The following is a 15,471-nucleotide window of genomic DNA, read 5'->3' on the forward strand; positions in this document are numbered from 1 at the left end:
TTAGCCTTCTTCCAAGGACGTCGCCGCCAACAGGGCGACGGCAATAAGTTTCAGTGCACACGGCACCAGTGCGTAAAGATACGTTAACGTGCTCAGCGCTGCTTCGGAGTTGGCGTCTCCAGCGCTGAAACCGCTGGCTTCTAGGATGGGAAGTAGTGCGGCTGCCGCAAAAGCGAGCGTAAACTTGGAAACAAGGGACCAGAGGCCAAAACCCTGCCCCCCATTCGGCGAGATTTTGGCCATACGCTTGGCGAAAAGCGCGGGCATAAGCGTCAGGTCAGCGCCGATCGTCGCGCCAGAAACAACGCAAATGATCGCGAAGGCGGTCGTATCGCCCTCGCCCAGCGTCAGCACGAAGGCAAAGGACGCAATGGCGAGGATCATGGCAATGAACAGCGCATATTTCGGGCCGATTTTGCCCGCGAGCCAGGACCAGAACGGGCTGGACGCCGCCGCAGCAAGGAAGAACAGCACCAGAAGCGGGCCTTCCATGCCCGGCGCGTTCAGGCGGCTTTCGACGTAGAACAAAAACAGCGTCGATGACACGGCCAGCGGCGCCGCGTTCACTAATGCGAGGATCAGCAAGCGACGCGCCAACTTATCGCTGAGGATTTCGCGGATCGGGGATGGCTCGTTTGTGACACCGCCGCGCCATTCCGGCAGCATCGCGATGGCCGCAAGGATCGTAATGGCGGCAAAGCTGTAGGCGAAGACAGCAAACGGGCTTTCTACATAATCTGCCAGCAATGTGGGTGCGACTGCGGCGATGCAGACGCCCAGCAATGCACCCGTCTCCCGCCATGCCGCAAGGCGCATATGGCTGCCGCGGATCGTGTCGGCTTTGCCCACGCCTTGGGCATAGAAATTGATGCTGAGAAAGCTGAACGCCGTAAAAAGCCCCGTGATCGTGATACCGAACCACAGTAGCGGGGGAAGCGGCGGTGCGACGGCGAAAAGCCCGATCATCGAGAGGGCCAGCAACACTGCTCCGATCCAGACAGCCAGACGGCGCGCATCGCCCAGACGCTCGGACAGCCAGCCCAGAACCGGGTCCTGCACCACATCAAAGAGGCGCAACCCAAACAACACAGCCCCCAGCACCGTCAGGCTGACCCCGAAGTTATCGGCATAGAATTTCGGCGCGTAGATATAGATCGGCAGGCCCGCCCCCGACAGGATCATCGCAAACAGCGAATAGGCCGGAAGACGTTCCGACAGGGCTGTGGCCGTGGCTGTGCTCATTTCGAGACGTCATGGGTGGGCGGCTCGGGCCGCACATTGTAGCGCGCGCCTTTTGCCCAGAGTTTAAGCGCTTGCCAGTGGATCAGCCCCAGCACCCGGCGCGACCCGAAAGGACGGCGCAGGCAGGCCTTGAGAATACCCGCATTGGTCAGCGGCACGCGCTTGCCCACCAGCGTCGCGATCAAGCCGCCATTGCCCGCGGAATAGTCGATCCAGATGCCGATCTTGTCGTCGCGAATGTCAAAGCGGAATGTGTAGCCGCCTTCGATCTGCTGGAACGGCGAGACGTGGAAGATCTTGGTTGCCTGAAGCGTATCCTCCCGGCTGATCTCGCGCAGGTCGTCGTGATGGCACAAATAGGAATGGCGATCCCCGAACGTGTTGGACACCTCGGCAATCACCGCGCACATCCGGTCCTCTGCATCATGGCATAGCCAGAAGCTGACCGGGTTGAAGACATGGCCCAGGACGCGCGGCTGGGCCAGCAGGATCACGCGGCCCGGCAGGTCAAGGTGATGTGCGGCCAACACCTCGCGCACCCAGATTGCCCCACGCCCCTCTTTCGGGGGGCCGCCGTGATCGCTGTCCTGCAAGGATGTCAGGTTGCCCCTATTGCGCCCGAACAAAGCAGGCGTTTTCACCTCCTGCTCAGGCTCAAGCATCACGTAGTCAATCGTGTAGCGGAACGCGTTTTCAATCGCGCCGCGGCGACCGTGAAAGGTCTCGCCCTGGATATGATCGACGCGGGCGCTCACTCTGCCGCCACAGCCGCCGGGGTTGCCCGGTTCAGTGCTTCAACCACGTCAACAGCGCTGGAAAGCCCGTCTTCGTGGAACCCGTTTTTCATCCACGCCCCACAGAACCATGTGCGGTTGGTACCATTGGCTTCGGCGATCACGCCCTGCGCCTCAAGCGCAGGAGTGTCATAGACCGGGTGGCGCAGGACCGTCTGGTCATAGATACACTCTTCCCTGATCTCGCGGGTCGAGTTGAGCGTCACGAAATGCAGATCATCCATCGGGATCGGCTGAAGGCTGTTGATCCAATAGGTCAAATCAATGCGGTCGCTTTGCTTGGCGTAACCTTCGGTATAATTCCACGACGCCCAGACCTTTCGGGCTTTGGGCATGATGTTCGTATCGCAATGCAAAACCACGTCATTGGGCTGATACTTAACCGCGCCCAGATACCGCGTTTCATGCTCGGACGGATCAGCCAACATGCGCAGGCTGTCATCGGAATGGGTGGCAAAGACCACTTCATCGAAGAGCTCCCAATCGCCACCCTCAGCCTTCACACGCACACCTTCCGGTGCACGGGCCACGGCTGCAATCGGGGCAGACAACCGAATGTCGACGCCTTGCGCTTTCATCGCAGCCTCAAGCCGCGCGACATACTGGATGGAGCCGCCTTTGACCGTATACCATTGATGCTGGCCCTTATGGCTCAGCAAAGCGTGGTTCTTGAAAAACTCGACCATCGCGTGCGCCGGAAAGTCGAGGATGTTTTCCGTCGGCGTCGACCAGATCGCGCCAGAGAACGGCAATAGGTAATTGTCACGAAACGCGTCGCCTGTGCCCAGTTCCTTCAGAAATTCCCCAATGGTCAGCGAGGTGTCGCGGGCCACATGCTCGGCCTGATTGTTGAAGCGGAAGATATCACGCACCATCCCCAAAAACGGCGGGCTCAGCAGATTGCGGCGCTGTGCAAACAGCGTGTCGAGCGAATTGAGCGCATATTCCAACCGCCCCCCATTGATGGAGACGCCAAAGCTCATGTTGCTGTCGGCAATCGGGACGTCCAGTTTTTCGAACAGCTTCACCAAATGCGGATAGTTCACGTTGTTAAAGACCAGAAAGCCCGTATCCACAGGCTGATCGCCGCGCTTGCCTGCAATGATTGTGCGCGCATGACCGCCCAGACGCGGCTCTGCTTCAAACAGAACGACCCGGTGATCGTCGGCCAGCATATGGGCAGCCCCCATGCCCGAGATCCCTGCCCCGATGACAGCGATCTTTTTCGGCGCAGCGGCCGGTGTTTCAAATGGCATGAACTGGTCTCTCCGTGGTCACAAACCGTTATCTTTCATTACGGTGCGAACCACGCGTCGGATGATAAATAAATTTCACCTGCAAGTGATCCGTTCCCCTCACCGCCCCGTATATCAATCATGTTACAGGGCACACACTCTGCTGAGGAATCGGGTGCAATTGCTCCTCCGATCCCATATGGTGCTGACGCGGGTCAACCTATCCGTGTCACCGGAAGTGGACAAGTGTCTGTCAACAACATGCTAGAACAGGGGCCTTGGGTCGCTCAGATGGAGCGTATTCAAGCCGCGCAGGATCAGTCGGCTTTTGCCGAGTTGTTTGCGCATTTTGCGCCCCGTGTGAAAGCATTTTTGATGAAGTCGGGGGCGAATGATGCCCTCGCAGAAGAGATTGCTCAGGAGGTCATGGCGACCCTCTGGCACAAGGCCCATATGTTCGATCCCTCGCGGGCAAGTGTGGCAACGTGGATCTTCACGATTGCCCGAAACCGCAAGATCGACGCATTCCGCAAGCAGCGGCGGCCCGAGCCCGAGGATTTGTCATGGGGTCCCGAGGCAGAGCCCGAACAGGAAGACGTTCTGGCCCTGCAACAAGAGACAGACAAACTGGCTCAGGCATTGACTGAGCTGCCACAGAAACAAAGGGACCTGATCATGCGCGCCTATTACGGAGACCTTTCTCACAGCGAAATCGCTGACGAGACTGGTCTTCCTCTTGGCACGATCAAGTCCCGGATTAGGTTGGCGTTGGAACGACTTCGCCACGCAATGAAGTGAATGGAATGATGAATATTAAGCATCACCTGACAGACGATATTCTGATGGCTTATTCGGCAGGCACGCTGCCCGAAGCCTTCAACCTTGTTGTCGCAACGCATCTGTCGATGTGTGACGAGTGTCGTGCAGCGGCTGCAAGTTACGACGCAGTGGGCGGCGCGGTGTTGGAAAGCGACGAGGTTGCAACAATCTCTGACGGAGCGTTCAAGGCAACGTTGAAGCTGATCAGCGAAATGCCAAAAGACGCGATCCAGACCGTGCAGGCGCACAAGCCCGGCATTTTCCCGACGCCTTTGCAGGATTATGTCGGCGGTGATCTGGACAGCGTGCAATGGCGCGGTATCGGCATGGGTGTGAAACAGGCGGTTTTGAAAACCTCAAAAGAAGCTTCGGTTCGGTTGCTCTATATCCCTGCGGGGGCTGCGATGCCGGATCACTCGCACAAGGGCATGGAGATGACGCTGGTGCTTCAAGGCGCGTTCAGTGACGAAGATGGTCGCTTTGGTCGTGGCGATATCGAGATCGCGGATCAAGAGCTTCATCATCACCCTGTTGCCGAAGCAGGCGAGGATTGCATTTGCTTGGCCGCAACCGATGCGCCGCTCAAGTTCAACTCTCTCATCCCGCGGATCGCGCAGCCCTTCCTGCGCATCTGACGCGAAGACACTGCAAAAGATCAGACAAGGGCGGGGCTTCCCCGCCCTTTTTCATTCCGGGATCGGATTGCCTTTGCGATCCGTGACGTAGCGAACCCCATCCTTGACCGTAAGCACCTTATCTCTTTCGGTGTAGTGCACCACATCATCGCCCGACCGCGTCCCAACAACCAAGTAGCTCACCGGCCCGTCCGAGCGGTTCTCAAAGCAATGTCCAACCGGCGCGCCCGCTTTGAAGGTCGCTGCATCGCCTGCGCTCATATCTGTCGTGCTGTCACCTTCGTGCAGCGTCACTGTGCCATCCAGCACGTAGACGAACTCATCCTGGGTCATGTGATAATGCTTGTCCGACGAGCGCGAACCGGGGGCGAGCACTTCGACGAACGCTCCGAATTGGGTCAGTCCGCCCGCATCGCTGAGCAGATGCGCGCAGTAAGGACCAAGCGCATCAGCTGTCTCAGGTGTCATTTCCTCGATCGGGGCATCAGCAAGTTTGATGATCGGCATGGGCGTCGTCCTTTGGGGCAGGCCCTATTCAGCGGGGCCTTTCAGCGGGACAACTTTATCACGATCCTCGGCCAGTTCCTCAAAATCAAAGTTATCGAGCCGCTTTGCGCGGCGCCCCGCCTTATCGGCAGAGATTTTGATATCCGCGATGTCTTTGGAGGCTTGGCCAAAATGCCGGTCCAGGTTCTCGACCCGCGTGCCAAGCCGATCGACATCCGCATAAAGCAAGCCCAGCTCTTTGCGGATGGCGCCGGCCTGTTCGCGCATCCGCGCGTCTTTCAGGATCGCGCGCATTGTGTTGAGCGTCGCCATGCAGGTCGTGGGCGAAACGATCCAGACGCGCGCCGCGAACCCTTCGCGAACCAGTTCGGGAAAGTTGGCGTGCAGCTCGGCATAAACCGCCTCTGACGGCAGGAACATCAGCGCGCCATCGGCTGTTTCGCCTTCGATTACGTATTTCTCGGCAATGTCCTTGATGTGTTTCTTGACCGAAGTCCGCAGAAACTTTGCGGCCTCGTTCAACTCCCAATCGGTCGTCGCGTTGCGCAGCGCCTCATAGGCTTCCAGCGGGAATTTACTGTCGACCACAATCGGACCCGGTGGGTTCGGCAGGTGGATCAAACAGTCCGCGCGCCGCCCGTTCGAGAGTGTGGCCTGCAAACTATAGCTGTCTTTCGGCAGCGCTTTTGAGACGATGTCATGCAGCTGAATTTCCCCAAAAGCCCCGCGCGTTTGCTTGTTCGACAGGATGTCCTGAAGGCTTAAAACATCGCCCGAGAGCTTGGTGATATTGGCCTGCGCCTTGTCGATCGTCTGCAAGCGCTGCTGCAAATCGCCCAGCGATTGCGCGGTGCGGCGTGCGGAACCTTGCAGGTTTTCGTTCATCTTTTCCGTGACTTGCGCCAAGCGCTGCTCCATCAAGGTGAGCATGTTGTTCTGCGCCGCCGCCTGCGCCTCGGACACATGGGTCAGACCGCCAGAGAGTTGCTGCTGGCCGTCCCCCAGCATTTGAACGCGCTGGCCAAGAACGCCAATCTGCTGGGCCAGCGGTTCGGCCAAGCGGGCAGAGCGGCCCGCCGCGCGCACGGCGATCACAAGCAAGATCACGATCAGTAGAAGCGCGCCGACCCCGATGAGCGCCGCGATGACCAGCGGATCGCTGAGCGCATAGGTTTGATCACCGAGCTGGATCATGTGCGCCCAAAAAGCCGTTCGATATCGGCCAGCTTCAGCTCCACATAGGTGGGCCGCCCGTGGTTGCATTGACCGGAATGGGGCGTCGCCTCCATCTCACGCAGGAGCGCGTTCATCTCGTCGCCGCGCATCTGGCGCCCGGTGCGGATGGAGCCGTGGCAGGCGACCCGGCTCAGGATCGCTTCGATCCGCGCCTGCACGGTTTGGCTGTCGCCCAGATCGGCCAGCTCATCAAGGATATCGCGGATCATGTTGGCGGCGTTCACCTCGCCCAGAATGGCCGGGGTTTCGCGCACGGCGACGGCGCCGCCGCCAAAGGGTTCAATCGTCAGACCCAGCTTGGACAGATCGTCCGCGATGTCCATCAGACGCGCTGCATCGCCTTCGCTCAGCTCGACAATCTCCGGGATCAAAAGCGCCTGCGCGGCGACGCCGTTCTCCGCCATTTGACGTTTCAGCTTCTCATAGACCAGACGCTCATGGGCGGCGTGACCATCGACGATCACCATGCCGTCGGCAGTCTGGGCGATGATGTAATTCTCATGCACCTGCGCGCGCGCGGCGCCGAGGGGGTGATTTGCGGCATCCACCACAGGCTCTTCGACGCGGGCGAAAACGGCGCTGGTCTCAGCAAAACCAGGCGCTTGGGCTTGGTGGCTCGCCGTCAGGGTGGAGGGCGACGGACGGTCCATCTGATAGACACGCGATTCAGAGAACTGGGGGCGCATTGCGCCCAGCGTCGCGTCCGCAACCGTGGTCGAGGCGCGGTGCCCGGCCTCTGCCAAAGCGTGCTTGAGCGCTGAGACAATCAGACCACGGGCTTGCCCCGGCTCGCGGAAGCGGACCTCTGATTTCGCGGGATGCACGTTCACGTCGACCAGCGTCGGGTCACAGTCGATGAAGAGACAGGCCGCCGGATGGCGGTCCCGGCTCAGGAAGTCGGAATAGGCACCGCGCAAAGCACCGATCAGCAGCTTGTCCCGCACCGGGCGACCGTTCACATAAAGAAACTGCGCCACCGCAGAGCCGCGCGAATAGGTCGGCAGCGCGGCGTATCCCGTCAGATGAAGCGCCTCCCGCTGGGCGTCGATGCGAAGTGCGTTATCGGCAAACTCATGACCCAACACGCGGGCAAGACGACCGTGCAGCGCATCAAATAGATCGCCGGTTTCAGCATCCGCGCGAAAGGTTACGCGCCCCTCGCCACCGCCCGTCACATCGCGCAGGGTGAAGGCAACAAACGGTTCGGCCATCGCAAGACGTTTGATGATATCCGTGATCGCTTGCGCCTCGGCCCGGTCGGTGCGCATGAACTTCAAGCGCGCGGGCGTGGCGTAGAAGAGATCACGCAGCTCGACGACCGTGCCTTTGGACAGCGCGGCAGGGCGCACCGGATCCATCTTGCCACCAGCGACATGAATTTGCGCCGCGTCTTCCCCTTCGACCCGCGAGGTGATTGTGAGCCGACCAACGGCCCCCAACGACGGCAAAGCCTCGCCACGAAATCCAAATGTATGGATGTTCAGCAAGTCCGATCCGTCAATCTTTGAGGTGGCATGACGCGACAGCGCCAGTGGAAGATCAGAAGCCGCGATTCCGCAGCCATCATCGGTCACCCGGATCAGGGCTTTGCCGCCTTCGGCATAGCAAATCTCGATCCGTCCAGCACCCGCATCCAGAGCGTTTTCAACGAGTTCCTTCACCGCAGAGGCGGGACGCTCAACAACTTCACCTGCCGCGATACGGTTGATCGCGGCTTCATCAAGCTGCCGGATAATCGGCTTTATATTGGGGTGACGGTCGAGCATGCCACAAGGTGTAGCATGCCCGACCGCGATTCTGAAAGGTCAGATCAGTTGGTAGAGGCCAAACCTTCGGGCTGGCCCACCACCACGAACCGCAGCGCATCAGGTTGCATCAACTCGGAAGCGACGCGGTTGATTTCTTCCAATGGAACGGCGTTAATCCGGTCGTTGCGGGTCTCGGCATAGTCGATCGGCAAGCCGGTCATCTGCATCCCCACGAGGATGTTCGCGATGCGGCCGTTGCCATCAAAGCGCAAGGGGTAGGCCCCTGTCAGATAGGTCTTGGCCGCCTCGACCTCCTCCGCAGTCACCCCTTCGGCCTGAACGCGCGCCCACTCGGCTTTGACGACCTCAATCGCCTCGGGCATGCGTTCATTGCTGGAGGCCAGTTGACCCACCATGACCTCGGCCAAATCCTTGGAGACGAGGAAGCTGTAAATGCCATAGGTCAGCCCGCGTTTCTCGCGCACTTCGGTCATCAGGCGACTTTCAAAGCCGGAGGCGCCGAAGATGTTGTTCAGAATGAAGGCCGCGAAGAAATCCGGATGGTCCTGGTCGATGCCGCGATGGCCGAAAATCGCAACGGATTGCGGCGTGTCATAAGGCACGACAGTGATGTCGCCTTCGGTCGCAATCTCGACACGCGGCGGCAGGGGGGCCGCCTCTTCGGGCAGCGTACCCAGTAGCTCGTCCAGCATCACGCCAAGCTTGTCAGCGGTGATATCCCCAACTGCACTGACGTAAAGGTTGCTGCGTGCAAGCACGTCCTGATGGGCTTGCAGGATATCATCGCGGGTCAGTGCGGTTACCGTTTCAACGGTGCCCGTGTCATTCGTACCGTAAGGATGATCCCCGTAAACAATCGCGTTGAACGCGTTGGAAGCGATCTCATCGGGGTCTTTCAGATCAGACCTGATGCCCGCCAGCACCTGCGCGCGCACACGGTCCAGCGCGTCTTGGTCGAAGCGCGGCTCAACAAGGGCCGTGCGCAGCAAGGCGAGCGCGTCATCGCGGTTCTCAGACAAGAAACGCGCCGAGATGGACACCGCGTCATCATAACTGTCGAAATCGAAGCTGGCGGCAAGGTTGTCACGCGCCACGGCAAAGCCGCGGGCATCCAGATCGGCGGCTCCTTCTTCAAGCAAGCCAGTCATCAGATTCACCGCCCCGCGCTTGCCCTCACGGTCCAGATTGGTGCCACCGCGAAAGCGCAGCTCAAGCGCTGTAAACGGGATCGAGGGCTCTTCGACCAGCCATGCGGTGATGCCGCCGGGCGAGGTGACTTCCTGAATATCAACGGCAGCGCGGGCGGGCAGCGACAAAAGGATCGTGGCGCAAAGCGCGAGAAAGAGCCGGGTCATTGGGTGACCTCCTGAGGTTCAGCACGGGTCAGCCAGCCAGTCACGGCACGGCGTTTATCAAGCACGTTTTCGGCCACAGCCATGATGTCTTCGGGCGTCACCGCCTGTAGAATGTCCGGCCAGGCCTGCACATCTTCGACCGTCAAACCGCTGGTCAAGGCGTTGCCATAACGGTTGGCGAGCGACTGGACATTGTCCTTGCCGTAGATGAGCGAGGCGCGTTGCTGCATCTTGATACGCTCCAGCTTTTCGGTGTCCACACCGTCAATCATGAACTGGGCAAGTGCGGCGTCCAGAGCGTTTTCAGCCTCTTGCAGCGACACCTCAGGCGTCGGGACGACGACAAAGCCAAAGGTCGTGTCATCGAGCGACGTACCGTCATAGAAGGCCGAGGTGTAGACGGCCGTTTGCGTGTCAAACTCCAGCGCGCGGCCCAGATAGGAGGTGGCACTTTCACCACCCAGCAGCTGCGAAAGCATCACCAAGGCCGCGGCCTCTTCCTGCGCGCCGGGATCGCGTTCAGGGGCCAGATAGGTGCGGATCACATACGGCTCAGACACGCGCGGGTCGGAAAAGACCAGACGCCGCTCAGCGGTCTGTTCAGGCTCTTGGGTGCGGTTGCGCGGCTTAAGATCGGGGTTCGCGGGGATCGGGCCGAAATGGGTCTCTGCCAAGGCCAGAACCTCATTAGGCTCCACGTCACCGGCGACGATCATCACGGCGTTATTCGGTGCATAGAAGCGGTCATAGAACGCCAACGCATCATCCAATGTCAGCGCGTTCATCTCGTGCTGCCAGCCGATGATCGGCACACCGTATCGGTGGTTCAGATACTGCGCCGCGCGACGTTGTTCGCCGAAAAGCGCGCCGGGATTATTCTCGACCCGTTGATTGCGCTCTTCATTGACCACATCGCGTTCGGTCAACCAGTCCTCTTCACTCAGCTGAAGATTGACCATCCGGTCGGCTTCCATCTTCATCATCAGTTCAAGCCGATCTGCGGCGATGCGCTGGAAGTAGCCGGTGTAATCATAGCTGGTGAAGGCGTTATCCGTGCCACCATTTGCTGCCACGGTTGAGGAAAACTCGCCCGGATCCAGGTCTTCGGTGCCCTTAAACATCAGATGCTCAAGATAATGAGCGATGCCGGATTTACCTGCGGGTTCATCCGCCGAGCCGACGCGATACCAGACCATGTTCACCACAACGGGCGCGCGGTGATCTTCGATCACGACGATCTCAAGGCCGTTTTCAAGGGTGAAGGTCGTCACCTCCTCCTCGGCCAGCGCGGGCGCGGCAAGAGAGAGGGCCATGAAACAAGCAAAGAGACGGCGCATCCAGCGTCCTTTCATAAAGAAACGTTGTGAGAGACTTACGTCACGGCGGCCCAACTTCAAGCATCCCAACGGGGATGTGAGATCACTCTTCGATCGGGGGCGGAGCAGACGGGGTGCGCACACCCAGACGACGGAAGCGTTCCAGCTCGCGATAGGCGTCCAGCGATTGTGGCGCATAGGCGTCGTAGTAGATGTTCACGTTGAACCAACGCTCCAGCAAACGCCCGTCATTCTGGCGGCGATAATCCTCGTCCGCAGAGGCAAGGCTTTCGCGAATGCCACCGGCGCGACCAAAGCGCGTTGTATGGGCCAGGATTGCACCATCACCGGCAGAAGCGTTGTTGCGCTGCATCCGCGCAGGGCTGCCCCCAAGGGCCGCCACAGCGTCTTGCTTTGGCGTCGGATCGACCAGATTGGCCCCACCGGGGGTGGGTTGTGGCAAGGCCGTGTAATCCGTCGGAGCTTGCAGAGGCTTGTTCGGCAGGATCGCGAATTCGTCAGGGCCATCCGAGCGGATGTGCAGCAGCTCTGGCACCCGGTCCCGATCACAGGCGGACAAGGTCATCGCCACACAAATCACACCGATTGTGCTACGCATCTTGCCTTGCATTGAAGCCTCCATCTGCTTGTTGCCCCTTTGTTAGCCGATCCATTGGGCGGCGTCACGGGGTCTTTGCATCATCGCTTTTCTTTTCGCCTGTGAAGATCACAAGCCCAATCGCCCCTGCAAAAATTGCAATATCGGCCACATTGAACGTGTAGGGGTTGCGGATTCCACAACACGACATATTCAAAAAGTCAGCCACGTAGCCGTAGAGAACGCGATCAACCACGTTGCCAAGCGCCCCGCCAATCAGCAATCCGGCCGAAATAAACGACCAACGCGAGCTTTCCGAGCGCATCCAGTGAACCACAAGCGCACAGATCACAAGCGCCAGACCGATCAGGATCCAGCGCATTGCATCGCCCTGATTGGCAAAGAGGCCAAAGTTGATCCCGTAATTGCGCCCCATGATAAAGGTCAGGAACGGTGGGAACACCTCGATAGGAGAGGTCCGTTCAAGCTCCATCACATGGACGACCAGATATTTCGTCATCTGGTCTGCCAGAAACGCCCAGAAGGCAGTCCAAGTGAGAAGGCGCATCGGTCGGGCTCCTAATGGCGGAAGTGGCGCATGCCGGTGAAGACCATCGCCAGACCCGCTTCGTCTGCTGCCGCGATCACGTCGTCATCGCGCATCGAACCGCCGGGTTGGATCACAGCCGTCGCCCCGGCCTCAGCCGCAGCCATCAGGCCATCGGCAAAGGGGAAAAACGCGTCAGAGGCCACAACCGAGCCTTGGATCAGCGCGCTGTCCAGCCCCATCGCCTCGGCCATGTCCTGCGACTTGCGGGCGGCAATCCGGGCGCTGTCCACCCGGCTCATCTGACCGGCACCCACACCAACGGTGGCGCCGTCTTTCACATAGATGATCGCGTTGGATTTGACATGCTTTGCGACCTTCCAGGCAAAAAGCAGATCTTTCAGCTCAGCCTCGGTTGGCGCGCGCTTGGTCACGGTTTTCAGATCATCCAGCCCGACATAGCCATTGTCCTTGTCCTGCATCAGCAACCCGCCCGAAACCTGGCGCACGGTCATGTTGCCATCGCGCACATTAGCCAGACCGGGGGTCAGCAGCAGGCGCAGGTTCTTTTTCTTCGCAAAGATATCCTTGGCCTCCTGATGCGCACCGGGTGCAATCACGACCTCGGTGAAAATCTCTGAGATTGCTTCTGCCGTCTCGCCATCCAGTGTCGAGTTCAGCGCGATGATCCCCCCAAAAGCCGAGGTGCGGTCACAATCGAACGCGCGGGTATACGCCTCTTTCAACGTTTTGCCCTGCGCCACGCCGCAAGGGTTGGCGTGCTTGATGATTGCGCAGGCGAAGCCGTCTGCAGGCAGAAACTCCGACACCAACTCGAACGCGGCATCGGTGTCGTTGATGTTGTTGTAAGACAGCTCTTTGCCCTGAAGCTGGGCCGCAGTGGCCACACCGGGGCGGTTAGTGCCGTCGGTATAGAACGCCGCCGTCTGATGCGGGTTCTCCCCGTAACGCAGGGTCTGCGCCAGCGTGCCAGCCACAGCACGACGGCGCGGCGCAGTTTGGCCAATCGCATCCGCCATCCAGTTGGAGACTGCCGCGTCATAAGCGGCTGTGCGCGCATACGCGTTTTGCGCCAGCGTCTTGCGGAAGGCGAGCGAGGTCTGCCCGTCATTCGCCTCCAATTCGCTCAGCAAGGGGTCATAGTCTTCGACATCGACCACAACCGACACGAACCCATGGTTCTTGGCCGCCGCCCGGATCATCGCGGGCCCGCCAATGTCGATATTCTCGATGCAGTCGTCATAGCCCGCACCCGCAGCGACCGTCGCCTCGAACGGATAAAGGTTCACCACCAGCAGGTCGATCGCCCCGATCCCATGCTCCGCCATCGCAGCCACATGATCGTCATTGTCGCGCAGCGCCAGCAAACCGCCATGCACCGCCGGGTGCAGCGTCTTTACCCGACCATCCATCATCTCGGGGAACCCGGTCACCTCGGCCACGTCCTTTACCTCAAGCCCGGCATCGCGCAGCGCCTTGGCGCTTCCGCCGGTCGACAGCAGTTCAACCCCGCGCGCAGCCAGCGCCTTGCCCAGATCAATCAGCCCGGTCTTGTCGGATACGGAAAGAAGCGCACGGCGCAGTGGCACAAGATCGGTCATGAAAGGTCCCCAGTGGTCTTATTCAGGCAGCGCGGGATCATCCCGCCACACGTCGCGGATGCTATTAGGCGTATCTTGCGCCTTAGCCAAGGACCAACAGACCCGCGTCGCATATGTCACGGCCTTTGCAGATAGCACGATCTGCTGACTGGCGCGCGGTTGCAGACGCCCTTTCTCCAGATAAACGCTGGGATCAAGCGTCATGGTCGCGGTGCCATCGTGGCGGAACACCCAGATTTCCCCGCTTTTCAACGCCAAAGAAACGGCATTGCCGCCCATATCCAGCGCGACATCCACCTCGGCGTGCAAGTGAAAGCGCACCGCGAAAGGCACACCTTCCAGAGCGCGCCCATCCAACACCTTGTCGAACCGTTTTTGATCAGCTGCTTCAAGACAAGCGAGCGTATCTTCGCCATCCAGCGTGCGGCCATCCGCGCTCAACTCGAGCTGACGCACATGGGTCAGACCGAAGCGATCCAGATAGCCGTCATGGCCGCCCTCAAAACGCGGTCCCGTCCGGCCTTGGTTCAACTGGTGCGGCACCCGGCGCGGGCCACCCACCAGCAATTCGCGCAAATGCCCGCGATGCTCGGCTTGTGGCCCTAATTGAGCCGACGAAACACCCGCAAGCCCGAGCGTCGAATGGGACGGCGTGGCGCGCCCCGCGCGCTGCCAATCCGCCCCGAAGGAGGTTCCCGCCCCGCAATTCACAATCACCGGACGTCGCCCCGATGTCAGCTCAAACGCGAGGGTCGAGGCATGGCCATTGACAGAGGCCGCGCCTTTTGGCGGTGGGGCCGCATCCAGAATAACCGTGCTGCGCCCACCGCTCAGCCGCGCATAGCCCATCGCAAACGTGTCGGTCATCGTCGACGGCGCCCCGGCCAGCGAAAGCGCCTGATCAAGCCGCCCGTCCAATCCGCGCCCACCACCATGAAACCGCGCCAAACCGCCATCCGCGTGGCGCAATACGCGCAAGGTCGCTGCGATCTGCTGGATCGCGTCCCGGTGGCTGTCCTCAACAGGCATCGCACCATCTTCAAGCGCCTCAGCAGCCCATGTGAGCAACGACAAAATCTCAAGCAAATGTTCGGGATTACGCGTGGCGATCCCGCCTGTCGCATCAATCTGGCGCGTGCATTCGGCCGCCAGCGCCTTGCGCGCCGGGCCAATATGCGCCTCAAGCCCGGTCAGCGACAGTCCGGCGTAAACCAACCCCATAAGCGCCTCAAATCGCGGCAGCCCGTCCGAGGCCGCCTGCCAGCGCCGGCTCACAAACACGGTCTGCTGCGCAAGCGAGCGGAACATCTGCTCGGACGCCTCCGCGTCCATCCCACGCAACAGCATCATCGCATGGCTGGTCCATCGAAACAGCCGCCGCCCCGCCAGATCCGGCGTCCAACCGGGGCCAGAACCGCGCCCGTAACGCGCGATCCAATCCAGCAACCATTGCTGCGCCAACTGCCGCGCGGGCGCATCCCCGACCGCCGCCAGATCATCAAGCCAGGCAAACCCGTGGATCTCATCCTCGAACGCGGCATCAGGTGCGTCGATCTCCCAGATCATGCGCCCATCCGTCTCGATCAGATGCCCTGCAAACAGGCAATTGCCCGCCACAAGCTGACGCCCGCGCGCGAAAGAGCCGATGCTTTTCGGCTCTGGTTGCGAGACAAGCCCGGTCGCAGGATGCACGCGGGCGGCCCGTCGCGCATGCCACAGGTTCACCAGACGCGTTTGTCGCGCGCGCACAGCATCAATGAGTGTCACGGGATAGAGCCTCAATGTGACGTTTATTG

General features: G+C 60.2%; 14 protein-coding genes. 2 read left to right on the plus strand and 12 right to left on the minus strand.

The features are described 5' to 3' along the window. The 3 genes from KUW67_RS09135 to KUW67_RS09145 are packed head-to-tail and all read right to left on the minus strand — an operon-like array spanning nt 1 to nt 3,292. Nucleotides 1–1,242: an MFS transporter gene (locus KUW67_RS09135; protein WP_224824983.1), complete on the minus strand. Its 1,242-nt coding sequence runs from the start codon at nt 1,240–1,242 to the stop codon at nt 1–3. Continuing rightward, nucleotides 1,239–1,997, minus strand: a complete 759-nt coding sequence (locus KUW67_RS09140; RefSeq protein WP_224824984.1) for a DUF1365 domain-containing protein — start codon at nt 1,995–1,997, stop codon at nt 1,239–1,241. Before KUW67_RS09140 ends, KUW67_RS09135 begins: the two co-directional genes overlap by 4 nt. After that, nucleotides 1,994–3,292 (minus strand): NAD(P)/FAD-dependent oxidoreductase, encoded by a 1,299-nt coding sequence (locus tag KUW67_RS09145; RefSeq protein WP_224824985.1) that lies wholly within the window; start codon nt 3,290–3,292, stop codon nt 1,994–1,996. The genes KUW67_RS09140 and KUW67_RS09145 overlap by 4 nt, the downstream gene beginning before the upstream one ends. A gap of 240 nt (nt 3,293–3,532) precedes the next feature. On the opposite strand from KUW67_RS09145, the gene KUW67_RS09150 reads away from it, so the two are divergent. Beyond that, the gene (locus tag KUW67_RS09150; RefSeq protein ID WP_224825147.1) at nt 3,533–4,069 is read left to right on the plus strand and encodes a sigma-70 family RNA polymerase sigma factor; all 537 of its coding nucleotides are present in this window, start codon (nt 3,533–3,535) and stop codon (nt 4,067–4,069) included. A gap of 5 nt (nt 4,070–4,074) precedes the next feature. Next, nucleotides 4,075–4,725: a ChrR family anti-sigma-E factor gene (locus tag KUW67_RS09155; protein ID WP_304522390.1), complete on the plus strand. Its 651-nt coding sequence runs from the start codon at nt 4,075–4,077 to the stop codon at nt 4,723–4,725. Nucleotides 4,726–4,776: 51 nt separating this feature from the next. Here the strand turns inward: KUW67_RS09155 and KUW67_RS09160 are convergent, their stop codons facing one another. The 9 genes from KUW67_RS09160 to KUW67_RS09200 all read right to left on the minus strand — a co-directional run bounded on the left by KUW67_RS09160 (nt 4,777) and on the right by KUW67_RS09200 (nt 15,442). Then, entirely contained in the window at nt 4,777–5,232 is a 456-nt protein-coding gene (locus KUW67_RS09160; RefSeq protein ID WP_224824986.1) for a cupin domain-containing protein, read from the minus strand. Nucleotides 5,233–5,256: 24 nt separating this feature from the next. Further along, nucleotides 5,257–6,426, minus strand: coding sequence for a DNA recombination protein RmuC (locus tag KUW67_RS09165; RefSeq protein ID WP_224824987.1), 1,170 nt, complete (start codon nt 6,424–6,426; stop codon nt 5,257–5,259). Further along, nucleotides 6,423–8,234, minus strand: coding sequence for a DNA mismatch repair endonuclease MutL (gene mutL, locus KUW67_RS09170; protein ID WP_224824988.1), 1,812 nt, complete (start codon nt 8,232–8,234; stop codon nt 6,423–6,425). The genes KUW67_RS09165 and mutL overlap by 4 nt, the downstream gene beginning before the upstream one ends. Before the next feature lie 44 nt (nt 8,235–8,278). Then, the gene (locus KUW67_RS09175; RefSeq protein WP_224824989.1) at nt 8,279–9,592 is read right to left on the minus strand and encodes a pitrilysin family protein; all 1,314 of its coding nucleotides are present in this window, start codon (nt 9,590–9,592) and stop codon (nt 8,279–8,281) included. Continuing rightward, complete coding sequence (locus KUW67_RS09180) at nt 9,589–10,929, minus strand: pitrilysin family protein (protein WP_224824990.1); 1,341 nt, start codon at nt 10,927–10,929, stop codon at nt 9,589–9,591. The genes KUW67_RS09175 and KUW67_RS09180 overlap by 4 nt, the downstream gene beginning before the upstream one ends. An 82-nt stretch (nt 10,930–11,011) precedes the next feature. Beyond that, nucleotides 11,012–11,539, minus strand: coding sequence for a DUF3035 domain-containing protein (locus KUW67_RS09185; protein WP_224824991.1), 528 nt, complete (start codon nt 11,537–11,539; stop codon nt 11,012–11,014). A 52-nt stretch (nt 11,540–11,591) separates the two neighbouring features. Continuing rightward, on the minus strand, nt 11,592–12,074 hold the full coding sequence (gene lspA / locus KUW67_RS09190) for a signal peptidase II (RefSeq protein WP_224824992.1): 483 nt from the start codon (nt 12,072–12,074) through the stop codon (nt 11,592–11,594). Nucleotides 12,075–12,085: 11 nt separating this feature from the next. Next, nucleotides 12,086–13,675: a bifunctional phosphoribosylaminoimidazolecarboxamide formyltransferase/IMP cyclohydrolase gene (gene purH, locus KUW67_RS09195; protein WP_224824993.1), complete on the minus strand. Its 1,590-nt coding sequence runs from the start codon at nt 13,673–13,675 to the stop codon at nt 12,086–12,088. 18 nt (nt 13,676–13,693) lie between these two features. Further along, nucleotides 13,694–15,442 (minus strand): heparinase II/III family protein, encoded by a 1,749-nt coding sequence (locus tag KUW67_RS09200; protein WP_224824994.1) that lies wholly within the window; start codon nt 15,440–15,442, stop codon nt 13,694–13,696. Nucleotides 15,443–15,471 lie beyond the last annotated feature (29 nt).

This window comes from Cognatishimia sp. MH4019 (assembly GCF_020177595.1).
Lineage (GTDB): Bacteria > Pseudomonadota > Alphaproteobacteria > Rhodobacterales > Rhodobacteraceae > JAHTBL01.